This is a genomic window from Asticcacaulis sp. P2_C5 (assembly GCF_056404555.1).
Genome location: NZ_JBFUDU010000003.1, coordinates 303,500 through 325,313, shown reverse-complemented (window position 1 = coordinate 325,313; position 21,814 = coordinate 303,500). Strand labels below are relative to the sequence as shown.

The following is a 21,814-nucleotide window of genomic DNA, read 5'->3' as shown; positions in this document are numbered from 1 at the left end:
CAAAACCTTACCCTGAACCAGAAGATCGAACTGATGCATTCTATCGATCGCGAAGCGATCATAAGGGACGACGGAGCCACCTTGGCTACAGGCGACCGCTCTGAAAAATCTGTGTAATCGGTGTAATCTGTGGATCCCCGCCTTGCCTGCTTACCACAATCCCGGCATAGCCCGTTTCACATGATACGGAGTCTATTATGATCGCCCTCGCCCTGCATGGTGGCGCCGGAGCCAAGGCCGGCCGCGACTACACCGCCGAAATCAGCCATATGCGCGAGGTCGCCGCCAAGGCTCGCGAAGCCCTGAGGGCCGGCGCCCGCGCCTTCGATGTCGTGACCGATGTCGTTGTGGCGCTCGAAGACTCCGGGCTCTATGTCGCAGGCCGAGGCGCCTCGCCCAATGCCACCGGTTGCTACGAACTGGACGCCAGCCTGATGCGCGGCGCGGACCAGGCCTGCGGCTCAGTCGCCGCCCTGCAAGGCTTTCCCAATCCGATCCGCGTCGCCCGCGCTGTCATGGAACATACGCCGCATGTCATGCTGGCCGGTGACGGGGCTGCCCTGTTCGCCAATGAACAGGGCTTTCTACCCATCGCGGACGAAGCCGAATATTTCACCCGCGCCGGCCGCTTCGAATCCAACCACCCGCCTGGCACGCTCGCCCATGGCACGGTCGGCTGCGTCTGCCTCGACAGCCACGGCGATATGGCGGCGGCGACCTCGACCGCCGGCGTGTTCGGCAAGCTGGCCGGCCGGGTCGGCGACACGCCGCTGATCGGCGCTGGTACCTGGGCCGATGCCCAGACCGCCGTCTCATGCACGGGCCAGGGCGAATATTTCATCCGCGTCAATGCCGCAGCCCAACTGGCCTTCCGCCATCTTGGCGGAGAGCCGATCGATGTCGCCGGCGATGCCGTGCTGACGCAAATCAACGATATGGGCGGGGAAGGCGGACTGATCGCCGTCAATGTCCACGGTCACGTCATAACACCCTATCGCTCGCAGGGCATGAAGCGCGCCTGGTTCTCGGGGGATGGCGAAATTGCCTCAGATGCCTTTTAATCACCTTGAAAGAGACGGAATTTGTCGCATTTTGGCCCAACCGGGCGCTTAGTCTGGCGACATGAAATTGGGGTGGTAAGGTAGATTTGCGTAATGTCAGGTTCGGTTGAGTTTGATCAAGCCCTGGCCCTGTCCCGTTTCGGATTGGGCAGCACAGCCGACGGTGTCCAGGCCCTCGCCCGGCCGGCGCGACAGGTGATCTTCGACGAGATCGACCGCGGAAGAGTCGCCATGCCGGGCAATGGCAAGCTGCCCGACTCGGCCAGCCTTCTGGCCGAGGTGATCGACGTCCAGACCCGCAATCGCGAATTGGCCAAGGCTAACAGCAGCCAGGAGCGCCTGCCCTCGCCCACCGGTCCGCGAAGCGAAGCCGAGATCGCTGCGCGCTATGACGGGCCGCTGCGCCGCGAGCCTTTCGGCTTCGGCGAACGTCTGGTCATGTTCTGGATGAATCATTTCGCCGTCAGCGTCGACAAGGGCTCGGCCGTCCATATTTCCGCCGGCGCCTACGAACGCGAAGCCATCCGTCCCTTCGTCTTCGGCCGGTTTACCGACATGCTGATTGCCGTCGAGACGCATCCCTGCATGCTGTACTACCTCGACAATATCACCTCGACCGGGCCCAATTCCCAGGCCGGCATGCGAGACGACAACGGGCTGAACGAGAACCTGGCGCGTGAGATCTTCGAACTGCATACGCTGGGCGTTGATTCCGGCTATACCCAGGCCGATGTCACCGCCTTCGCCAAGGCGCTGACTGGCTGGACCGCGGCGCGCAACCCGATCTATGACGATGCCCCACTGGGTAATTTCACCTTCCGCCCGTCGGCACACGAGCCCGGCCCGCAGGTCATTCTCGGCAAACACTACGGCGACAACGGTTTTTTCCAGGCCGGAGACGTCATGGTCGACCTGGCCGTTCATCCCGCCACCGCCCGCCATATCACCACCAAGCTGGCCCGCTATTTCGTCGCCGATGATCCACCGCCGGCCCTGGTCGACCGCATGATCCGGGCGTGGATCAATACCGGCGGGGATATGTCAGTGGTCTACGACACCCTGATAGACGCCGAAGAAGCCTGGACGCCCGAACCGACCAAGCTGCGCACACCGCAGGAATTCCTCATCGCCGCTCTGCGCGCCACAGGTGTCGAGGCTGACGTAGCGACGATCGCCAAGCTGTCCCAGACCCTGGGCCAGCCGATCTGGCAACCTTCGGGACCGAATGGATTTCCCGACATCACCGCCGCCTGGCTGACCCCGGAAGGCCTGGGCGCCCGCATGCAGGTCGCGTCCGCCATCGCCGCCAAGGTGCCCCAAACCGCCGATCCACGCGCCTTCGCCGAAGCCATTCTGGGCGCGCGCCTCAGCGACACGACGCGTGACGCCATCGCCCGCGCCGATTCTGTCCCTCAAGGCATCAGCCTGGCCCTGATGTCACCCGAATTCATGAGGCGCTGACATGACCCTTGATCGCCGCGGATTTCTGAGAGCTGGGCTGGGTATAACCGGTACGGTCGCTTTTGGCGCCTTCATCCCCCAGATCTCGTCGGCCGCCGGTGCGCGCGATCCGCGTTTCATCACCCTGATCCTGCGCGGCGCACTCGACGGCCTGGCGGCCGTGCCGCCCATCGGTGATCCCGGGTTTTCTTCGCTCGGCCGTGACGCCCTGACCGGGACAACCCTGCCGCTCGACGGCATGTTCGCGCTGCACCCGTCGCTGGTCAATTTTCAGCGCCAGTACAAGGCCGGTCAGGCGGCCGTCGTCCACGCCAGCGCCACCGCCTATCGCGACCGCTCCCACTTCGATGGCCAGGACGTGCTCGAGTCAGGCTATGCCGTACCGGGGCGCCGCGACAGTGGCTGGATGAACCGTCTGCTGGGCCAGTTGCCGAAAGGCCAGCGCGCCTCCAGCGCAGGGCTTTCGGTGGGCAGCACCACACCGCTGGCCCTGCGCGGCCCGGCCGAGGTCATGGGTTGGGCGCCCACCACCCTGCCGGTGCGTGACGACAACCTGCCGATGCGCATCATGGCCCTGTATCAGGAAAGCGATCCCGACCTGGCGCGTGCCTTCGACACCTCGATGGCTACCGCGAAGCTGGCCCAGGGCGCGACCGGCGCGGCCAGGGGGCCGGGGATGGGGCCGATGACGGCGACGGCCCGCGGCGCGGCGCGTCTGCTGGCGCGTGAGGATGGTCCGCGCGTCGCCGCCCTGTCCTTTATGGGCTGGGACACCCACGCCTCCGAAGCCAGCCGTTTGGCCAGCCTGCTGACGGATCTCGATGGCGCACTGGCGCAGTTCGAAACGACCCTGGGCGGCGCCTGGCGCGACACGACGATCCTGGTCGCGACAGAATTCGGTCGAACGGCGGCGGTCAACGGCACCAAGGGCACCGACCACGGCACGGGCGCTGCGGCGTTCCTGGTCGGCGGTGCCGTCAAGGGCGGCCAGGTGATCACCGACTGGCCGGGCCTGCGTCCCACCCAGCTGCGTGACAATCGCGACCTGGCGCCGACGACGGACCTGCGCGCTGTGACCAAGGGTTTGCTGAGCGGGATTTACGATCTCTCGCCTGCGGCCTTGGCCGAGGTATTCCCCGACTCCGAGGCTGCCACACCCACGGCAGGGGTTATCGCTTAACCCGCATTGATCGCCAGTTGCGCGGCGAAAGCCCGCTGATAGGCCGGACGCGCTTCGCCGCGGGCGACATAGGCGGCCAGGTTCGGAAATTCGTCCAGAACGCCCGACGATCTCAGGCGGAGCAACACCGAAGCCATCATCAGATCGCCGGCGCTGAATGCGCCGTCAAGCCATTCGGCGTCGCCCAGCCGGACGGACAGTTGCCCGAGCCGCTGCCGAAGCGGCGCCAGAACCAGAGGCAAGCGTGCCTGGGCCCACGGCTTGTCGCCCTCGAACAGCCTGACGGTGGTCAGGTCGAGGATCGGCGGCTCCACCGTGTTGACCGCCGCGAACATCCAGGCGATGGCGCGCGCCCGGGCATTGGCGTCGTCGGGCAGAAGCCCGCCGTAGCGCCCGGCGATGTGCAGGACGATGGCCCCGGTCTCGAACAGGACGAGATCGCCCTCTTCATAGGTCGGGATCTGGCCGAAAGGATGAAGCGCCAGGTGGGCGGGCGACTTCATCGCACTGAACGAAACCAGGCGAACTGCGTAGGGCTGGCCCGCTTCTTCAAGCGCCCAGCGAACGCGCGTGTCACGCGCCAGCCCCTTGCCGCCGTCGGGCGACCGCTCAAAAGCGGTAATGGTAATGGTCATCTCGAGTTCCTTTTGATTTCAGTTCTGATCCAGAACCTGGTCGCGACGCGCCTGCATCCCGCCGGCAAATTCACCGTCCGCGTCCCATTCGGCAAAGTCCTCCATGCTGAAAAGCGGCCGGATGTCGACCTCGCCGGGCGTCGGGGATTTCTTCACCCAGGCTACGGCCTCCTCCATGCTGCTGACCTGCCACAGCATGAAACCGGCGATCAACTCCTTGGTCTCGGTAAAAGGTCCGTCGGTGACAACATGGTTGATACCGTCATAGTTCACGCGCACAGCGGCCGAGGACGGCTTCAGGCCCTCTGCGGCCAGCAGAATGCCGGCCTTGATCAGTTCCTCATTGTATTTGCCCATCGCTTCCATCAGTTCGGCGGACGGAGCGCCGCCGCTTTCGGTTTCGCGGGTCGCCTTGCCAATTACCATGACCTTCATCTGTCTCTCCCTTTGCTCTGAGCGCGGCATGACACCATGTCAGTGCGGTCGGCTCTGTCAACACATCGAACAGGGTCGGCCGGAATCGACATACGCGTGGAAATAATTTTGGTGATCCTGCAGTTTTCCGGGCAAAACGACGAGAGACAGGCCCGTCAAATCCATCCTCACCCAGCGTGGAAAAAGTCGTAGATCTTCTGCGCCAGGGCTTCGCTGATCCCTTCGACCTTTTGCAATTCCTCGACCCGCGCAGCCGCCACCTCGCGGCCCGACCCGAAAGCCGCCAGCAGCGCGCGCTTGCGCCGCGCGCCGATGCCGTCGATCTCGTCCAGCGGATTTTGCGTGATCGCCTTGTCGCGTTTTTGCCGGTTGGCGCCGATGGCGTAGCGGTGCGCCTCGTCGCGCAGGCGTTGCAGATAGTACAGAACCGGTGATTTCGGCTCCATCATGAAGGGCAGCCGCCCCGGCATGAAGAAGCGCTCCAGCCCGGCGTCACGATCCGGCCCCTTGGCAACCCCGACGACCCGGATATCCTCCATGCCCAGCTCTTTCATCACGGCCAGCACGGCATCCAGTTGCCCCTGGCCGCCGTCGACCAGAACCAGGTCGGGACGGCCGAACGCCTTTTCACCTTCCGGCAGGTCCTTTTCCTTGATCAGCCGCATGAAACGCCGGCGGAAGACCTCTCCCATCATGGCGTAGTCGTCGCCGGGCTTGGTATCGAGGTCGCGGATGGTGAACTTGCGGTACTGCCCTTTCAGGAAGCCTTCCGGCCCGGCGACCACCATGCCACCGACCGCGTGCGTGCCGCCGAGGTGCGAATTGTCATAGACCTCGATACGAACCGGCGGTTTCTCCAGCCCGAAAGCCTGTTGGACGCCCAGCAACAGCTTTGACTGCGCCGAATGTTCGGCCAGCCGCCGCCCCAGGGCGCTCTTGGCGTTGTTGAGCGCGTGCTGGACAATCTCGCACTTGCCGCCGCGCTGGGGCCGCAACACCTGAACCTTGGCAGTTCTATTAGAAGAATTGGCGGCCTTCAGGCTCAGCGCCTCCATCATCAGATCGGATTCATGCAGGTCGTGCGAGACGAGGATCAGCTTCGGCACCTGGCGGTCCTGGTAGAACTGGCCCAAAAAGGCATCGAGGATGGCGCCTTCATTGTCTTCGGAATCGACGCGCGGGAAATAGGCCCGGTCGCCCCAGTTCTGGCCGGCGCGATAAAACACCGCCTGGACGCAGGCCGCGCCGCCTTCGGCAAACACCGAAAAGACGTCGGCCTCATCCTCGTTCAGATCGACCGAGGTCGACATGGCGACGTGGTTCAGCGCCCGCACCCGATCGCGCAAATGGGCGGCGCGTTCGAAATCCATATCGTCGGACGCCTGCATCATCTCGGCCGTCATGCGCTCAATCACCTTGCGGCTCTTGCCCTTCAGGAAATCGTGGGCCTGGCCGACCAGCCCGCCATAGTCTTCGAGACTGATCACGCCGGTGCACGGGGCGCTACACCGTTTGATCTGGTGCAGCATGCAGGGGCGCGTGCGCCCCGCATAGACATTGTCGGTACAGGTGCGCAGCAGGAAGGCCTTTTGCAGCGTATCCAGCGTATTGTTGACGGCGAAGGTCGAGGCAAACGGACCGTAATAGTCGCCCTGGATCGAATGAGCGCCGCGGTGCTTGGTGATCTGCGGCGCTTCGTGATCCTTGCGGACCAGTATCTCGGCGAACATCTTGTCATCGCGCAACAGGACATTATAGCGCGGCTTCAAAGCCTTGATCAGCCGGGCTTCCAGCAGCAGGGCCTCGCCCTCGGTATCGGTGCGGATCAGCACCATTTCACGCGTCAGGGCGACCATGCGAGCAATGCGCTGGGTATGGAAACGGCCCTGGGCGTATTGCAGCACGCGTTTCTTCAGGCTCTTCGCCTTGCCGACATAGAGGACCTCGCCGTCCTCGCCCAGCATGCGATAGACGCCGGGCTTGTCTGGCGCCAGGGCGGCTTCACGCCGGATCAGTTCCGCGCCTTTCAGCGGTTCTTCGGGCGCCGGACTGTCCGGCGTGGCGATTATGATCTCTTCGTTGTCCACGACTTGGGGTCCACGACTCAAACTCTGGCACTCACGCTTTGAGAACACAGATGGAACAGGCAGGACGTCAGGGCAAGTCAGCAGACAAAGAAATCTCTCACGGCTCCGACAGCAACCCGGCGATGACGCTCAGGCTGGCGGTATCGATCTTGCGCCCCTCGACGACAAAGCCGAGATAGGTCCAGTAGATGATGTTCGTCCGCAACCGCGCCAGGCTTTCCTCCACCCCCTTGGCCTGCAATAGCGTCATGATATAGCCGCGGCGCAGGTCGTCGACCTGAGTCACGGCCCTGGCCGCGACCACTTCCTGGCCCGCCCAGGCGCGCATCGCCGCTTCAAGCACCGTCGGTGCCTTGAAAACGCGCATGATCAGGGCGAACAGACGATCGCTGTCATCGGGCAGATGCGAAATTTCGGCGATAATGGCGTCCGTCGCCACGGCGCGCCAGTGATCGGCGACGGCCTGGTGAAAGGCGGCCAGGTCGGCGAAATGCCAGTAGAAGCTGCCGCGCGTCACCCGCAGGCTGCGCGCCAGCAGATCGGCCTTCAGTGCCTGCGGCCCGACCCCGGCCAATTGTTTCAGACCGTGCCCGACCCAATCGGCTGCCGTCAGTTTTTCCGTCATGAGCACGACTATAGGAGAAGTCGCCCCGCCGCGAAACAGCCTATCGGCCAGCATAGCACAGCCCCACGACGATCAGCATGGCGATCCAGCCTGGATGACGGCCGCGCGTGGCGATGAAATTGGCGACGGCGACATAGCCATAGACGATCATGGCGGCGATGGCGATGACCAGCCTGGCCGTACCCGTCATCAGATGTGGCGTCAGTATCAGCACGACGCCGATGACGATCCATTCCACGGTCGATGCCTGCCAGATCAGACGGATCAGGGTGCGCATGGCTTCCGGCTGAACAACCGATTTGCGAAAGACGTAGAGCTCGGCGGTAAGGCCATGTCCTATGGCGACAGCGATCGCCAGACCGCCGGCAACCATCAGACAGATATCAGGGGGTAGAGTTGGCATAGACACCTCCATACAGAACTGTATGCTACTATTTGCGCCATACGCCCCGTTCGTCAATACAGTAGTGTATGTGGCAGATGGCCGCACGACCTGTAACAATTTCTGTTCACGCGTCCGTGATATTGCACTTGCTAAAAACGGCGTTTCACGTCATTTCCAAGAGATGCGTTTTGTATCGCCCGTGCTTAATGTCCTGAAGGCTCTGCCCCACGCCATCACAGCGGCGGCCCCGGCCGGTGCGCGGGCTGAAATCCGCTCGCTGACCGGCCTGCGCGGACTGGCGGCCCTGTACGTCGTCCTGTTCCATGCCAACGGTTTCTGGCGCTTCCCCGACGCGGTTCGGCCCTTTATCCATCACGGCTATATGGCGGTCGACCTGTTCTTCATCCTCAGCGGCTTCGTCATGGCGATGACCTATGCCAGCCTGTTCGACGACGGCTTCTGCCTGAAGAAATTCAAACATTTCCTGCTGCTGCGCCTGGCGCGGATCTATCCCCTGTTCGCCCTGATGACAGTAGTGACGGCGCTGCTCATCGTCACCGTACTCAGCTCGACCTACCGGTTCGAAGACCTGCCACGCGCCCTGCTGTTCAATTTCAGCCTGATCCAGGTGTGGGGCCTGTCCAATTCGGTCGTCCCGCCGGCGTGGTCGATCAGCACCGAATGGCTGGCCTATCTGCTGTTTCCGCCCGCCATGTGGGTGGCGTTGCGCGTCTCGCGGCGCTGGAGCCTGCTCGGTCTCGCCGTAAGCTTCGCCATCCTGGGGACGATTGCCTACGGCCCGCAATGGATAGCCGAAAAGCCGCTGGCCCATCGTCACGGCCCGCTCGATATCGCCAGCTCCTACGCCCTGGGCACGACCTTGCGCTGCCTGGCGTCCTTCTATATCGGCCTGGTCGCCTATCGTTTCCGCGACCTGATCCCGTCGCGCGCCGCCTCGGTCATGTTCATCCTGTCGCTGGTGCTGTTGTGCGTGAAGGGTTCTGACCTGTTCCTGATCGGCATATTCGGCGTCCTGATTATGGCGCTCAGCCATGATACCGGTTGGGTCGCGCGCCTGTTCCAGGTGCGCTGGGTCTACTGGCTGGGCGGGATTTCCTATGCCCTGTACCTGATCCACGACCTGGTCCAGAAAATCATCTTCAAGGCCTTCCCGGCCTGGGGTTTCAGCCACGCCCTGCCCAAGCCGATGTGGGTGCTGATCTCGGTGTCACTGTCGATCGCCCTGGCAGCGCTCAGCCATTACAAGTTCGAACTGCCGTCACGCAAATGGTGCCGGGCCTTTATCAAGGCGCCCAAGACCGAAGCCAAGCCCGAAACCGTCACGGCCCCCGCCGAGTAATTGACGTTTGTCGCCCAGCGTAATATCATTAGATGATATTTCAGCGAGGTTGCCATGGCCAGCAGCTATTCACTTGGCGAACATTTCGAAACCTTTGTGCAAGGTCAGTTGGCCAGTGGCCGGTACAATAACGCCAGTGAGGTTCTGCGTGACGCCTTGCGTATGATGGAAGAGCGCGACACACGCCTGCAGGCCCTGCGCGCTACGCTCAACGCTTCGATTCAAGCGGGAGGGCAACACAGTGACGAAGATATCACCGCTGCTCTGGACGCAGAGGAAGCCGACTTGGCGCGGGACGGTTTCTAAGTGCGCAGACTGGTTTACCTGTCGTCCGCGCGTCAAGATTTTCGCGATATTTTTCGCTACATATCCCGGGAAAGCGGTAACCGCGCCATCGGCCGCGCCTTCGTCGATCGTCTTCAAACACAGTGCCGGAAACTAGCGTCGCTGCCAGGCACACTTGGCCGGCCACGTTCTGAATTACGCGCCGATATCCGCAGCTTTCCGTTTCGCGGCTACGTTATCTATTTCCGTTATCACACCGACATATTCGAGGTCGTCAATGTCCTCGAACGCCACCTCGACGTGGATGCGGCATTCTCACCGGACGAATAATCATCCTACCACAAGGGATCAGGCGGAAAGCCCATCAGGGCTTCCTGGATACGACGCAGCGAACCGCCGTTGATATTGTCCGGCAGCTTATCCGGCGCGAAGAAGCCGACATTCTTGATCTCGGCATGCGACGTCATCGGGCACGGTTCCCAGTCATCGACACGGAACAGCAGCACGTGATCGCCCGGGAAGAAACGCTCGTTGGAATGGACGGACAGCAGCTTGGGCTGTTCCAGCGGATTGACCCCCGCCTCCTCGCGCAACTCACGCGCCACAGCGTCATGCGCCGTCTCGGCGGCATCGACACCACCGCCGGGCAGCCACCAGCCTTCGAGATAGGTGTGCTCGATCAGCAGCACCCTCCCGTCCTTGTCGAGCACCAGACCGCGCACCCCCAGCGTCTTGCCCCGCGTCGTGCGCGAATAGGCAAAGAACAGCGGGCGCGAAAAGGGTTCGACGACTCTCTTCCAGTCTTCCATCCCTTACATTTGCCGACTGTGCGACCTTTTCGCAAGTGGACAAAGGCGGACAAGGCGAAAAAACGTCGCACCATTGCCCGCCCCTCTTGCCCGCCTCCCGCAAGACGGCTAACAGAGTTTATTCTGTCCGGAGCGTATCATGATCGCCATCTATATCCTTGCCGCCTATATCCTGGTCCAGTTCCTCCTGAACCTGATCGACTTCCGCCGCATTGACTAATTACGGCTCAAACACCGCCCTGGTGACCGGCGGCGCAAAGCGCATCGGCCGGGCGATAGTCATGGCTTTGGCGCGTAAGGGTTACGACGTCGCCGTCCACTACAATCAATCCGAACAGGACGCGGCCGAACTGGTCGCCGAATTGAAATCGGTTGGCGCCCGTGCCGTCGCCGTCCAGGCCGATCTCAGCCAGACGGCGACGGTTGCCAACCTGATCGACGACACCGTCAAGGCCCTGGGGCCGCTTGGCGTCCTGATCAACAATGCCTCGGTCTTTGCCGACGACCGCGCCGGTTCCGTCACGGTCGACAGCTTCACCACCCATATCGATACCAATCTGCTGGCGCCCATCCTGCTCAGCCAGGCCTTTGCCGCACAACCCCATTTGCCGGCCGATGCCTCGATCATCAACCTGATCGACCAGCGCGTGCTCAAGCCGTCACCGCCGTTTTTCAGCTATGGCCTGTCCAAGGCCGGCCTGTGGCACGCCACGCGCACCCTGGCCCAGGCTTTAGCGCCGCGCATCCGCGTCAATGCCGTCGGCCCGGGCCCGACCTTGAAATCGATCCATCAGAGCGAAAAAGACTTCGAACGCGAATCCCGCGCCACCCTGCTGCAAAAGCCGACCTCGCCCGATGAGGTCGCCGCCGCTGTGGTCTATCTGCTCAGCGCGCCCAGCGTCACCGGCCAGATGATCTGCGTCGACTCGGGCCAGCATCTGAACTGGAAAACGCTGGATATGTTCGATCTGTAGGTGAAGGCCATCTCTTTTCCCTGAATCCGCTTGGGTTTCGGGTCTTCTGTGGCATAGTCCGGTAAATCATAATCAGGGACGACGCCTATGACCACCACACGCCGCACAGCCTTTATGGCCGGACTGGCCGGTATAGCCCTGGCCGGCAGCGCCACGGCCAAGCCCGACACCAAGGCCGCGCTAAAGCCCTTCGCCTGCAATCTCGACACATGGTTCACGCAAGCGCCCTTCCCGGAACGCTTTGCCATGGCGGCCGGTCTTGGCTTTTCCCAGGTCGAGTTCTGGCCGGCCAACCGCAAGGACGTCAGCACAGCGGCCTCGATCCGCGCTCTGCTCGACGCCCATGGCCTGACCTGTACGCAATATGCGCCCCCAGCGCCCAATTTTTCCGATCCCGGCAATCACGGCGCCCTGATCGACATGATCCACCAGACCATTGCCGACTGCGCCACGCTGGGCTGCCGTATGATCACCCTGGTCGGCCATCATGTGGTCGACGGCATGTCGCGTGAAGCCATGCTGACCGGCTATACGGCGGGCCTGATGCGTATCGCGCCACTGCTGGAAGCTGCCAACATCATGGCCCTGGTCGAGCCGTTCAACGCAGTCAACCACCCCGGCCACCTGCTCAACGGCTCTCGCCCGGCGGTCGGGATGATCCGCGCCGTCAAATCACCGATGATCAAGCTGCAATGGGATTTCTACCATATGCAGTTGGAAGACGGCGACCTGATCGAGAAATTCACCGCCGGCATCGATTGTGTCGGCTATATCCAGTTGGGCGACGTTCCCGGCCGCCACCAGCCCGGCACCGGTGAGGTCAATCACGTCAACCTGCTGAAGGCCATCCGCGCGGCCGGCTATTTGGGTCCGATGGGCCTGGAATATTTCCCGCTCGACAAGGACGATGCCAAGGCCGCTGCCGACGCGGTCACCCTGTCCCAGGCAGCGGGATTAATTTAACGCCGCCGGCGCGAGGAATTACCGAACATGCCGCGCATCAATTGCCCGACAATGGCAATCCCGACCGAGCGGATGATCGGCACAGCTACCGATGTCACGACCTTGACCGTTTGCTGGGTTGCCTTGGCGCGCGCTTTTTCGTCAGCCAGCCGTTTGCGTTCCTCGTCGCGGGCTGCCACCTCGGCCGCGTGAGCCGCGGCTTTTTCGGCCTGGCTCGGCGGCGGTGGCGGCGCGTCGGCCATGGCTTTTGCTGCCCGGCCCGCCAGGATCTCATAGGCTGACTCGCGGTCCTTCATGGTGTCGTAGGCGCCGGATACCGGTGACGCAGCAATAATAGCCGCCCGCTCGGCCTCGGTCGCCGGGCCCATGCGCGACGCCGGTGGCCGGATCATCGTCCGGTCGGTGATGTTCGGCCGGCCCTTTTCGTCGAGCAGTGAAACCAAGGCCTCGCCGGTTCCCAGGGCCTGCAGCACTTCCAGCGTATCGAAGGCCGGGTTCGGGCGGAACGAATCCGCCGCCGACCGCAAACCCTTCTGTTCCGAAGGCGTATAGGCGCGCAAGGCGTGTTGCACCCGGTTGCCCAGTTGCCCAAGCACGTCGTCCGGCACATCAGCCGGGTTCTGGGTGATGAAATAGATGCCGACGCCCTTCGAACGGATCAGACGCACCACCTGTTCGATCTTGTCCTGCAGCGCCTTGGACGCCTCGCTGAACAACAGGTGGGCCTCGTCGAAGAAGAAGACCAACCGCGGCTTTTCCGGATCGCCGACCTCCGGCAGTTCCTCGAACAGCTCGGCCATCAGCCATAGCAGGAAGGTCGAATACAGCTTCGGATTCTGCATCAGCTTGTCCGAAGCCAGGATATTGACATAGCCCTTGCCGGAAATATTGGTCCGCATCAGGTCTTCCAGGCGCAGAGCCGGCTCGCCGAAGAACTGGGCCGCGCCCTGATTTTCCAGGGTCAGCAGGTTGCGCTGGATGGTGGCGATGGTCGTCGGTGACACCTGGCCGTAGGTCGAGCCGATTTCCTTCGCATTATCCGACAGGTATTTCAGCATAGCGCGCAGGTCGGCCAGATCGAGCAGCAGCAGGCCTTCCTTGTCCGCCACCGCAAAGGCTATATTCAGCACGCCTTCCTGGACATCGTTGAGATCGAGCAGACGGGCCAACAGCAGCGGCCCCATCTCGGATATGGTGGCGCGGATCGGGTGGCCTTTTTCGCCGTACAGGTCCCAAAACACGACGGGCGCCGCGGACGGCACCAGGTCGAGGTTCATCCCCTTGGCGCGTTCCAGCAGCTTGTCATTGGGCGTTCCCGGCTGCGAAATCCCCGACAGGTCGCCCTTGATATCGGCGGCGAAGACCGGCACGCCAGCATCGGAAAAAGCCTGGGCCAGAATCTGCAGGGTTATGGTCTTGCCGGTACCGGTCGCTCCGGCGATCAGGCCATGGCGGTTGGCGCGGCTGTAGAGCAGGATTTCAGGTGCTGTGGCTTGGCCTACAAAGGCGCCGGGCAGGTCGGTCATGGTCGTCCCCAAAAATGGAATCGCTTATCGGGTGTAGAGCAAAACCATCACGCCGGGCAACAGCCGTTACGCCGCGGCGCTGACGGGAATGCCGTGCGCCACGGCAGGCGGCTTGGCCAGGGTGAAACAGAAGCGCGCCCCCTCGCCCGGCTTTGATTCTACCCATATGGTACCGCCATGTCGCTCGACGATCTTGCGGCAGATCGACAGGCCCAGCCCGGTGCCCTGATACTGGTCCCAGGTGCACAGCCGGCGGAAGGGCTCGAAGATCTGGGCTGCGAATTCCGCCGGCACGCCGATACCGTTGTCCTGGACGGCAATCATCCAGCGCTCGCCGTGGTCTTCGGCCGAGAATTTAACGTGGGGCACCTGCCCGGGCGGCTGGTATTTGATGCCGTTTCCGACGAGGTTTTCGAGCACGCGCTGTATCTGCACCGGATTGCCCCACACCTGCGGCAGGACGCCGTCCTCGACCACGGCATCTGTATCCGCCAATAGCTGCGCCAGGTTGGCCCGGACATATTTGACCTGCTCGCCCAATTCGAAGGCCGTTTCCTCGCCGCGCGCGTTGCGCAGCCGCGAATAGTGCAGGAGATCGCGCACCATGGTCTGTATGCGCGTGGCCGAACCGGAGATAATACCGAGATAGGTACGACCTTTTTCGTCGAGCGACTCCGCATAGTCACTGGCCACCAGTTGACTGTAGATATGGATCATCCGAACCGGCTCCTGCATATCGTGCGAGGCGACATAGGCAAACCGTTCCAATTCGGTATTGGACTCCATCAGCTCCTTCAGCAGCTTCTCGCGATTCTCTTCGGCCAGCCGGGTACGGTTGATTTCGCGCGTGATGAAATGGGAGACCAGCCATAAACTCAGTGCAGTCGCCCCCGCGATCCCAAGCAAGGTCACGGCGACAAAGCCCACCATACGGTCGCGGCCGTAACGCTGTACCTGGCCGCCAACAGCCAGTTGCGTGTCGCGCGTCAGGGCGACAATGGCGTCGATTTCCTGCTGGAACTGGATGCGTTCGGACCGCGTGCGGATGCCGATCGCCTCTGCGGCCGCCGGCGACACCTCGACGCCGACACGCGCCAATTCACGCCGCGTCGCCACAAAGTCACGGGTCCTGGCTTCCAGCAGGTCGAGATTGATATCATTGCCCGCCGTGCCGTCTGCCCGCCACTGCTTTAACAGGTGCTCGATCATGTCGAGATTATCGCCCAGCCGGCCGGCGAATTCCTGGGCTTCATCGGGTGAGGCGGCATGATAGATGCCGCGCGATTCCATCACGACATTGCTGATCAGGTAGTTTAGACGCTCGCCGTTGTAGGCATTTTCCGACACCCGGCTGTATTCGGCCATCATGCGATTATAGTCGGTGATGGTGGTCAGGCCCAGCCCCATGACGACCAGCGCCATGGCGACAAAACCAGCGACCAGGATGAGGATGCGGCGCGATAAAGACATGCTTGACAAGCCTGAACTCTGGTAGGTCCCAGGCGTTGCCCCGCCGGCACCCCACCCCGAAAATAGATGATACCAGTTGAGCCCGCGACTGTAAACTCGCCCCCGAAGCGAGCTTTACAGAACCGCCGCGCCCGGCAGCAGGCGCCGGTTCAGCCAAGTCTTCAAGAACCGGCGCATCGGCATCTCGAAGCGATTGAAACTGACCCGTGCCAGCCAGATGGCCACGCCCATATAGAGGACGAATACGACCGGCGACGAAAACAACACGGCGCGCGTGGTGAAGGGCAGTCCCGCCAGCCCCAGCATCAGCAACAACTGCAAAGGAAAATGGATGAGGTACAGGGAATAGCTGATGTCGCCGACCCAGGCCCAGGCTTTCAGGCGTTCGAAATCCAGCCATCTCCCTTGACGTAATCCGAGCGCCAGAAGGGTCAGCGGCACCAGGACATAGACAAAGCTGTCGGTGGTGAACAGAAACGACCGCGAACCGATCCCGTGGCCTTCCAGCCAGTCCTCGACCGGCAGCCAGATGGACGGATGGGTTCGCAGATACATCAGCCCCCACAGGACCGGCACGACCCACAACAATGCGTCGTCGATGCGTTTCACCAGGGCTTCACGCCCCAGTTCGCGCAGATAGCGGACGACGTAGAAGATCAGGCCGCCAAGGAAGAAGTTGGGAATGCCGCGCGCAAAATCGGCGGCTGGTTGCGGCTGCAGATATTTGAACGCCAGTCCGAACAGCACCACACCGGCGATCATCTGCGGCCGGTTAAGACGGAAGGCGCACAGGGTGAAGAAGGCGGCGTACAGAAACACCTCGACAGAGATCGACCAAGATGGACCGTTGAACGATAGCTCGGCATGGGGCAGCCATTGGTGGACCATGAACAGGTTCAGTGTGAAATTTCCGGCGGAGTTGTGCGGATAGATGTAGCCATGGCCGTAGCGCGCCGTGAACCACCACTGCATCAGCGCCACGGCGACCAGGGTCACGAAATACAGCGGATACAGCCGGGAAAACCGGGCGATGAAAAAGCTGCGCAGATCGACACGGCGTTGCGCCACCGCCTCGGCGTAAAGCCAGAAGAAGACATAGCCAGAAATCGAGAAGAACAGCTCGACGAACGACTGGCCGTAGACATAGACCGGCGCCAGCACACTGTAGAGCGGCATGTGGAGATAGTCGAAATTGCCGAAATCATCGAGCAGGAAGTGCTTGTAATGGAACAGCACCACCATCACGGCCGCCACGCCACGCAGGATATCCAGTTCGAAAAACCGGGCCTCCGCGTTACGCGTCGAAACCAGATCCTTGTTCAAGACCCCGTCACTTACAGCTTCCGCGACCGGGCGATCAGTTCTGGCGCTCGACACTGTACAGCGCCAGGCTCTCCAGGGCGCTCCGCCACGGTGAAGACTCGAAAATGGACAGGGCGGCGCGCGCCTTGTCGGCATAGGCCCGGGCCACGCCGCGCGCCTGATCCAGCGCGCCGCTGGAAGTCATCAGACTCTGGGCATGGGCGAAATCACCCGGCTGTTGCACGCGTTCGCCGATGGTCCGCGCCCAGAAGGCGCCCTCAGTGGCGCGCGTCGCCTGCATGGCCAGGATCAACGGCAGGGTCGACTTGCCTTCGGCGAAATCATCACCGGCATTCTTGCCCAGGTTTTCGGCCGAGCCCTGGTAATCGAGCACATCGTCCTGGATCTGGAAGGCCAGGCCGAGATTGAGGCCGTAGCTGTAGAGCGCCGTGATCTTTTCTTCCGACGCGCCGGCGGCGACTGCGCCGCTTTCCGACGCTGCCGAAAACAGCGCTGCCGTCTTGGATGAGATGATTTCGATATAGTCGGCCTGCGACAGGTTCAGGTCGAAGGCCTTCATCAGCTGCAGGACTTCGCCCTGGGTGATGACGGCCGACGCCTTGGACAGGATATCGAGTGCACGCAGGGAGCCAGTCTCGACCATCAGCTCGAAGGCGCGGGCGAACAGGAAGTCGCCGACCAAGACCGACGACGGTGCGCCCCAGATCAGGTGCGCGGCGACCTTGCCGCGGCGCAGCGACGACGAGTCGACGACGTCATCATGCAGCAGGGTGGCGGTGTGGATGAATTCGACCGCGGCAGCCAGTTTATGATGGTTTTCGTTATTCACGCCGCACAGGCGGGCGGCGGCGACGCACAGCACGGGACGCAACCGCTTGCCGCCGGCGGCGATCAGATGGTCGGCCAGGGCCGGAATGACGGGAACCTCGGACTGCATGCGCGCGGTGATCAGGCTGTTGACCTTGACCATATCGGCGGCGGTGAGACCGATCAGCGCCTTGACGTCGGGCTTGCCGATGCTCGCCGTGCGCACAGTATCGATATTGGCCGAATCCAATGCGTTAACTCCTGACACAATCCGATAGGCCATAAACTGCCTTGACGGTACAGGCAATGGGCCGCGATACTAAAGCCGGTACGAAATTGCTCGAAACCGCCGCATTACGACGGCAAATCTATCAGAAAACAATTCGTTATGGGCACAGGTGACGTTCCGTCAGCTTCGCATTGTGACACAGATGCGACCTTTACGCATCTGTTGGGGGGCCGCGTCAAAGTGATGCAGCCCGCACGCGGCTACCGGATCGGCATGGATGGCGCCCTGCTGGCCGCGGCCTGCGCGACGCTGGCCACCGACCGCAAAGCCTTGTCGGCCATGGAACTGGGCTGCGGTGCCGGGGGCGCCTTGCTGTCGCTGAAGGCGCGCTGCCCGGCGCTTCACATCACCGGCATTGAACGCGAAGGCGATTATGCGGCCCTGGCCCGCGACAATGTGCCCCTGAACGGCTTTGACACTATAGACATCGTGACGGGCGATATTGGCAAGGGATTCAAGGGCTTGGGCCTTGATCGTGTCGATCTGGTCTTTTCCAACCCGCCCTTTTTCGACGATCCCGACGCACTGCGCCCGCCGCATGACGCCAAACGCCCGGCGTGGATCGCCGATGACGGCCTTCATGCGTGGCTCGACTTTGCCCTGGCGGCGGTCAAGGATGGCGGCGACATCGTCTTTATTCACCGCGCCGACCGCCTGGCCGACCTTCTGTCGGGCCTGTCAAGCAAGGCGGGTTCCTTTATCGTGCGGCCGATCCAGCCCTTCGCCGACAAGGAGGCCAAAAGAGTCCTGGTCCGCGCCCAGCGCCTGGGCAAGGCGCCGCTACGCCTGCTGCCGGGATTAGTGCTGCATGATGGCGGCGTGCGGAAGCACACGGAAGAGGTCGAGGCGATCCTGCGCGGAGAGGCCGGTTTGGGGTGGTAAAAACTATCGTAAATTTGCCTCTTCCCGTTTACGGGGAGAGGCCGGCGCGGAGCGCCGGGTGAGGGGCAAATTCCACGAGCGGCGCAGCGCTTCCGGCAGCAGCCGATTGCTATAGCACATGGCGGAACTATCCGCCGAATCTTTCTATGTGCGGTAGCCAGAAACCCAAATTTTCCACGCCAGCAGAGACCGTTTGTACCGTGGAATGCCCCTCACCCGGCGCTCCGCGCCACGCCACGGGGCGCCCCGCCTCTCCCCGTAAACGGGAAGAGGGGAATAAGAAAAAGCGAAGGGCCAAGAGTATCAGCATATGTCACTGAAAAATCTGCGTTAATCTGCGAAATCTGCGGTCAAGACTTCATCAACCCGACCTGAAACTACTGTGCAATCTCCGCCGCCAGCAACCCGGCGCCGGTCACGCTCAAGTGTTGACCGTTGAAATACAGCACGCCGACACCCCCTCGCCAGACATGGCAGAAGCCATCGCCACACAGCACATCGGCCGGACGCAGCACCTCGATGCCGTGAATGGCCGTGAAATCTTCCAGTTCGGCGATCACCTGGCCATTGGCGCGTTCGAAAACCTCTCGCGAGACACCAAGCTCGCCCGGATCGCGCCCCAGCCGCATGGCCAGACCGACTTGGGACGGCGGATCGAAGCCATAGACTGGCACTGGCTCGACCACGACGACGCGTTTTCCGGCCGATTTCAGGTCCAATGCGGCCAGTTCCAGCCCCGACAGCATGCGATCCGGGTGATCAACGGCATAACGCTGATAGTTGGCAAGCAGGACCACGGTCGTCACCGCCTTATCCAGTTTCAGGTGCAGCAGCATGTCGGCGTTGTGTGCCCGGCAAGTCGGGTTATAGGCGATCTCATAACCGACCGAAGGCGGACAGGCTGAGGCCGTAATCTGGCGCACACCTCCGCCCAAATTACCGATCGCCTGGGCCAGTTCGGCGCCGTGACTGTCACCCCACACGGCAACTGTCGCCGCGCCTTTCCCGTAGACACAGGTCTCGCGATAGTCGACGCGCACCCCGGGATCGAGGTGGCAATTCCCGCGCCGGTGATTGAAATCGTCGCTGGCCGCGAAAGCCGCCTGTTCCGTCGCGTTGAAGCGCTGCGGTACACCGTTCAGGCCATAGATCGCCAGGCAGGCAATGATTGATCCAGCCATGGCAAGGCCGCCGAAAACAAAGATATGCCGCCGCATTTCCAGACATGGTGTCTCGACGTAACGCCAGGACAGCCACGAAAGCCCGCCCGCTGTAACGACCGCGCCCAGGGCGACCCACCAGATGTCACCGAAGACCAACCGCCCCATGACCAGCAGCGGCCAGTGCCACAGGTACAGCGAATAGGACAGGTCGCCGACGGCGATCAGTGGTGGCGCCGACAACAGCCGTCCGCCGAAACCACCCGGCGCCACCAGCAGACAGGCGGCCCCCAGACAGGGCCATAGAGCCCACGGCGCCGGAAAAGCCAGGCTGCCCTTGAGCCAAATCAAGGCCGTCACAACCAGGAACAGCCCGGCCAGCGATACCTGGCGGCGCAGTTTATCCGACAGGCCGAGCCTGGGTTCCAAATGAACACACAAGGCCCCGATCAGCAGTTCAAAAGCGCGGGTCGTCGGCAAATAGAAGGCTGCCTCCGGAGAGGCCGCCAGCCCCGCCACCAAGGACAGGCCCGCCAGACCAACCAATATCCACCACAACCACGGCCGCAGGAAGCGCCGCAATGCCATCAGAAGCAGGGGAAACAGCAGATAATACTGCTCCTCGACACCCAGCGACCAGGTATGGAGGAGCGGCTTCAGGCCGGCTTCGCTATCGAAATAGCCCGACAGGTGGGCAAAGGCGAAGTTGGATGCAAAGAGCGTGGTGAAGAACTGCGTATAGACCAGTTCCGACAGCAGTTTCGGCGGCAGAATCAGCAGACCCAGGGCCAGCACAGCCGCCAGCATGACATAGAGGGCGGGAAACAGCCGCCGCACCCGCCGGCGATAGAAGTCCGCAAGGCTGAACTCACCTGCGTCCATATCGCGCAACAGAATTCGCGTGATCAGGTAGCCTGAAATGACGAAGAAGATATCGACCCCGGCAAAGCCGCCGCCGAGCACGCCCGGCGCGGCATGAAACACCACGACGGCTAATACAGCCAGCCCGCGAAGGCCCTGGATGTCGCTGCGATGCGCACTCATGCCTGTTTTGCCACACCGTCGAGATAAGCCTTGGTCCGGTCGAGCAAGCCACCGCGCCCGGCCGTTCGTCGCGCCAGCAGGTCGGGACTGCCGGCATTATAGTCCGTCATCAGGCGGCGGACGAAGTCGCCAGACTGGACATCGCGCAACACGTCCTGCATCGCCGCCTTCGATCCATCATTGATTATGCGTGGCCCGGTCAGATAGGCGCCATATTCCGCCGTGTTGGAGATCTTCTCGAACCCGCCCGCCATGCCCAGTTCCCACAACAGATCGACCACTAGCTTCAGCTCGTAGCAGGTTTCGAACCACGCCACCTCGGCCGGATAACCGGCATCGACCAGGGTCTGGAATCCGGACGTCACCAACTCACGCGTCCCGCCGCACAGCACCACCTGTTCGCCGAACAGGTCGCTCTCGCATTCCGCCTTCATCGTCGTCTCGAAAATGCCCTTGCGGCCGCAGCCCAGGGCCGCCGCATAGGACAGCCCCAGCGCCTTGGCACCGCCGGACGCGTCCTGATGAACGCCGAACAGGCAGAAGACGCCCTCACCCGCCACATAGAGGTCGCGAATGCGCGGACCGATGCCCTTGGGCGAGACCAGGATCACATCGACGTCGTTCGGTGGCACCACCAGACCGAAATTGACCGACAGGCCATGGGCGAAAATCAAGGCTTGATTGGACCGCAGATGGGGCAAAATCTCATCGCGGAACAGGCCTTCATGAGCTTCGTCGGAGGTCAGCACCACCATCACGTCCGCCCACAGCACACCGTCGGAAACCGTAACGATTTCAAAGCCATCCGACTCGCACCTGAGACGCGTTTTCGAGTCCTCCTTAAGGGCTACCTTAATCTGCGATACGCCAGAATCACGGGCGTTCAGCGCCTGGGTGCGGCCCTGCGAGCCATAACCGATGACCAGCACCTTCAAACCCTGGATCAGGCTCAGATCGCAGTCGCGATCGTGATAAACGGCTAGGGACATGGGCGCGGCTCGGCTATAGTGGACGGCAGAATCGCCGCCAGAATCGCCGTAAGTGTAGTGCACC

General features: G+C 62.3%; 21 protein-coding genes. 9 read left to right on the top strand and 12 right to left on the bottom strand.

Going from position 1 to position 21,814, the window contains the following annotated elements:
• The first annotated feature begins 197 nt into the window (after positions 1–197).
• The 3 genes from AC1DXO_RS07390 (at position 198) to AC1DXO_RS07380 (ending at position 3,702) form a co-directional block, all read left to right on the top strand.
• Positions 198–1,061, top strand: coding sequence for an isoaspartyl peptidase/L-asparaginase family protein (locus AC1DXO_RS07390; protein WP_476977474.1), 864 nt, complete (start codon positions 198–200; stop codon positions 1,059–1,061).
• A 93-nt stretch (positions 1,062–1,154) separates the two neighbouring features.
• Positions 1,155–2,522 carry a DUF1800 domain-containing protein gene (locus AC1DXO_RS07385; RefSeq protein ID WP_476977473.1) on the top strand — a complete coding sequence of 456 codons (1,368 nt, stop codon included), beginning with the start codon at positions 1,155–1,157 and terminating at the stop codon, positions 2,520–2,522.
• Between the two features lies 1 nt (position 2,523).
• On the top strand, positions 2,524–3,702 hold the full coding sequence (locus tag AC1DXO_RS07380; RefSeq protein WP_476977472.1) for a DUF1501 domain-containing protein: 1,179 nt from the start codon (positions 2,524–2,526) through the stop codon (positions 3,700–3,702).
• Here the strand turns inward: AC1DXO_RS07380 and AC1DXO_RS07375 are convergent.
• From AC1DXO_RS07375 to AC1DXO_RS07355, 5 genes are all read right to left on the bottom strand, one after another.
• Positions 3,699–4,337 (bottom strand): glutathione S-transferase family protein, encoded by a 639-nt coding sequence (locus tag AC1DXO_RS07375; RefSeq protein WP_476977471.1) that lies wholly within the window; start codon positions 4,335–4,337, stop codon positions 3,699–3,701. The two genes, AC1DXO_RS07380 and AC1DXO_RS07375, sit on opposite strands and share 4 nt — an antisense overlap.
• A gap of 18 nt (positions 4,338–4,355) precedes the next feature.
• A complete protein-coding gene (locus tag AC1DXO_RS07370) occupies positions 4,356–4,772 on the bottom strand; it encodes a YciI family protein (RefSeq protein ID WP_476977470.1) in 417 nt (138 codons plus the stop codon).
• 167 nt (positions 4,773–4,939) lie between these two features.
• Positions 4,940–6,859: an excinuclease ABC subunit UvrC gene (uvrC, locus tag AC1DXO_RS07365; RefSeq protein ID WP_476977469.1), complete on the bottom strand. Its 1,920-nt coding sequence runs from the start codon at positions 6,857–6,859 to the stop codon at positions 4,940–4,942.
• Between the two features lie 97 nt (positions 6,860–6,956).
• A complete protein-coding gene (locus AC1DXO_RS07360) occupies positions 6,957–7,538 on the bottom strand; it encodes a TetR/AcrR family transcriptional regulator (RefSeq protein WP_476977468.1) in 582 nt (193 codons plus the stop codon).
• Positions 7,525–7,887: a hypothetical protein gene (locus AC1DXO_RS07355; RefSeq protein ID WP_476977467.1), complete on the bottom strand. Its 363-nt coding sequence runs from the start codon at positions 7,885–7,887 to the stop codon at positions 7,525–7,527. The genes AC1DXO_RS07360 and AC1DXO_RS07355 overlap by 14 nt, the downstream gene beginning before the upstream one ends.
• A 163-nt stretch (positions 7,888–8,050) precedes the next feature.
• Here AC1DXO_RS07355 and AC1DXO_RS07350 point away from each other — a divergent pair, with 163 nt between their 5' ends.
• The 3 genes from AC1DXO_RS07350 to AC1DXO_RS07340 are packed head-to-tail and all read left to right on the top strand — an operon-like array spanning position 8,051 to position 9,844.
• On the top strand, positions 8,051–9,229 hold the full coding sequence (locus tag AC1DXO_RS07350; RefSeq protein WP_476977466.1) for an acyltransferase family protein: 1,179 nt from the start codon (positions 8,051–8,053) through the stop codon (positions 9,227–9,229).
• Positions 9,230–9,283: 54 nt separating this feature from the next.
• Complete coding sequence (locus AC1DXO_RS07345) at positions 9,284–9,535, top strand: type II toxin-antitoxin system ParD family antitoxin (RefSeq protein ID WP_476977465.1); 252 nt, start codon at positions 9,284–9,286, stop codon at positions 9,533–9,535.
• Positions 9,536–9,844 carry a type II toxin-antitoxin system RelE/ParE family toxin gene (locus AC1DXO_RS07340; protein WP_476977464.1) on the top strand — a complete coding sequence of 103 codons (309 nt, stop codon included), beginning with the start codon at positions 9,536–9,538 and terminating at the stop codon, positions 9,842–9,844.
• 5 nt (positions 9,845–9,849) lie between these two features.
• On the opposite strand, the gene AC1DXO_RS07335 is transcribed toward AC1DXO_RS07340, so the two are convergent.
• Positions 9,850–10,323: an NUDIX domain-containing protein gene (locus tag AC1DXO_RS07335; protein ID WP_476977463.1), complete on the bottom strand. Its 474-nt coding sequence runs from the start codon at positions 10,321–10,323 to the stop codon at positions 9,850–9,852.
• Positions 10,324–10,535: 212 nt separating this feature from the next.
• Between AC1DXO_RS07335 and AC1DXO_RS07330 the strand changes: the two genes are divergently transcribed.
• Together AC1DXO_RS07330 and AC1DXO_RS07325 are read left to right on the top strand one after the other, a co-directional pair.
• A complete protein-coding gene (locus AC1DXO_RS07330) occupies positions 10,536–11,297 on the top strand; it encodes an SDR family oxidoreductase (RefSeq protein WP_476977462.1) in 762 nt (253 codons plus the stop codon).
• Positions 11,298–11,384: 87 nt separating this feature from the next.
• On the top strand, positions 11,385–12,260 hold the full coding sequence (locus AC1DXO_RS07325; RefSeq protein WP_476977461.1) for a TIM barrel protein: 876 nt from the start codon (positions 11,385–11,387) through the stop codon (positions 12,258–12,260).
• Here the strand turns inward: AC1DXO_RS07325 and AC1DXO_RS07320 are convergent.
• The 4 genes from AC1DXO_RS07320 to AC1DXO_RS07305 form a co-directional block, all read right to left on the bottom strand.
• Complete coding sequence (locus AC1DXO_RS07320) at positions 12,257–13,786, bottom strand: helicase HerA-like domain-containing protein (RefSeq protein WP_476977460.1); 1,530 nt, start codon at positions 13,784–13,786, stop codon at positions 12,257–12,259. The genes AC1DXO_RS07325 and AC1DXO_RS07320 overlap by 4 nt on opposite strands.
• A gap of 66 nt (positions 13,787–13,852) precedes the next feature.
• Positions 13,853–15,256 carry a sensor histidine kinase gene (locus AC1DXO_RS07315; protein WP_476977459.1) on the bottom strand — a complete coding sequence of 468 codons (1,404 nt, stop codon included), beginning with the start codon at positions 15,254–15,256 and terminating at the stop codon, positions 13,853–13,855.
• 114 nt (positions 15,257–15,370) lie between these two features.
• On the bottom strand, positions 15,371–16,579 hold the full coding sequence (locus AC1DXO_RS07310) for an acyltransferase family protein (RefSeq protein WP_476977458.1): 1,209 nt from the start codon (positions 16,577–16,579) through the stop codon (positions 15,371–15,373).
• A gap of 34 nt (positions 16,580–16,613) precedes the next feature.
• Positions 16,614–17,636, bottom strand: a complete 1,023-nt coding sequence (locus tag AC1DXO_RS07305) for a polyprenyl synthetase family protein (protein WP_476977457.1) — start codon at positions 17,634–17,636, stop codon at positions 16,614–16,616.
• Between the two features lie 222 nt (positions 17,637–17,858).
• Between AC1DXO_RS07305 and AC1DXO_RS07300 the strand changes: the two genes are divergently transcribed.
• Positions 17,859–18,557 carry a tRNA1(Val) (adenine(37)-N6)-methyltransferase gene (locus tag AC1DXO_RS07300; protein WP_476977631.1) on the top strand — a complete coding sequence of 233 codons (699 nt, stop codon included), beginning with the start codon at positions 17,859–17,861 and terminating at the stop codon, positions 18,555–18,557.
• A 377-nt stretch (positions 18,558–18,934) separates the two neighbouring features.
• Here the strand turns inward: AC1DXO_RS07300 and AC1DXO_RS07295 are convergent, their stop codons facing one another.
• On the bottom strand, positions 18,935–20,761 hold the full coding sequence (locus AC1DXO_RS07295) for an acyltransferase family protein (RefSeq protein ID WP_476977456.1): 1,827 nt from the start codon (positions 20,759–20,761) through the stop codon (positions 18,935–18,937).
• Positions 20,758–21,750 carry a ketol-acid reductoisomerase gene (ilvC, locus tag AC1DXO_RS07290; RefSeq protein ID WP_476977455.1) on the bottom strand — a complete coding sequence of 331 codons (993 nt, stop codon included), beginning with the start codon at positions 21,748–21,750 and terminating at the stop codon, positions 20,758–20,760. The genes AC1DXO_RS07295 and ilvC overlap by 4 nt, the downstream gene beginning before the upstream one ends.
• Positions 21,751–21,814: the final 64 nt, after the last annotated feature.

What these genes read in the sequence shown, in the direction of transcription:
- AC1DXO_RS07390 (WP_476977474.1), top strand. Translation starts at nt 198, where the DNA reads ATGATCGCCCTCGCCCTGCATGGTGGCGCCGGAGCCAAGGCCGGCCGC.
- AC1DXO_RS07385 (WP_476977473.1), top strand. Translation starts at nt 1,155, where the DNA reads ATGTCAGGTTCGGTTGAGTTTGATCAAGCCCTGGCCCTGTCCCGTTTC.
- AC1DXO_RS07380 (WP_476977472.1), top strand. Translation starts at nt 2,524, where the DNA reads ATGACCCTTGATCGCCGCGGATTTCTGAGAGCTGGGCTGGGTATAACC.
- AC1DXO_RS07375 (WP_476977471.1), bottom strand. Translation starts at nt 4,337, where the DNA reads ATGACCATTACCATTACCGCTTTTGAGCGGTCGCCCGACGGCGGCAAG.
- AC1DXO_RS07370 (WP_476977470.1), bottom strand. Translation starts at nt 4,772, where the DNA reads ATGAAGGTCATGGTAATTGGCAAGGCGACCCGCGAAACCGAAAGCGGC.
- AC1DXO_RS07360 (WP_476977468.1), bottom strand. Translation starts at nt 7,538, where the DNA reads ATGCTGGCCGATAGGCTGTTTCGCGGCGGGGCGACTTCTCCTATAGTC.
- AC1DXO_RS07355 (WP_476977467.1), bottom strand. Translation starts at nt 7,887, where the DNA reads ATGCCAACTCTACCCCCTGATATCTGTCTGATGGTTGCCGGCGGTCTG.
- AC1DXO_RS07350 (WP_476977466.1), top strand. Translation starts at nt 8,051, where the DNA reads ATGCGTTTTGTATCGCCCGTGCTTAATGTCCTGAAGGCTCTGCCCCAC.
- AC1DXO_RS07345 (WP_476977465.1), top strand. Translation starts at nt 9,284, where the DNA reads ATGGCCAGCAGCTATTCACTTGGCGAACATTTCGAAACCTTTGTGCAA.
- AC1DXO_RS07335 (WP_476977463.1), bottom strand. Translation starts at nt 10,323, where the DNA reads ATGGAAGACTGGAAGAGAGTCGTCGAACCCTTTTCGCGCCCGCTGTTC.
- AC1DXO_RS07325 (WP_476977461.1), top strand. Translation starts at nt 11,385, where the DNA reads ATGACCACCACACGCCGCACAGCCTTTATGGCCGGACTGGCCGGTATA.
- AC1DXO_RS07320 (WP_476977460.1), bottom strand. Translation starts at nt 13,786, where the DNA reads ATGACCGACCTGCCCGGCGCCTTTGTAGGCCAAGCCACAGCACCTGAA.
- AC1DXO_RS07315 (WP_476977459.1), bottom strand. Translation starts at nt 15,256, where the DNA reads ATGTCTTTATCGCGCCGCATCCTCATCCTGGTCGCTGGTTTTGTCGCC.
- AC1DXO_RS07300 (WP_476977631.1), top strand. Translation starts at nt 17,859, where the DNA reads ATGCAGCCCGCACGCGGCTACCGGATCGGCATGGATGGCGCCCTGCTG.
- AC1DXO_RS07295 (WP_476977456.1), bottom strand. Translation starts at nt 20,761, where the DNA reads ATGAGTGCGCATCGCAGCGACATCCAGGGCCTTCGCGGGCTGGCTGTA.
- ilvC (WP_476977455.1), bottom strand. Translation starts at nt 21,750, where the DNA reads ATGTCCCTAGCCGTTTATCACGATCGCGACTGCGATCTGAGCCTGATC.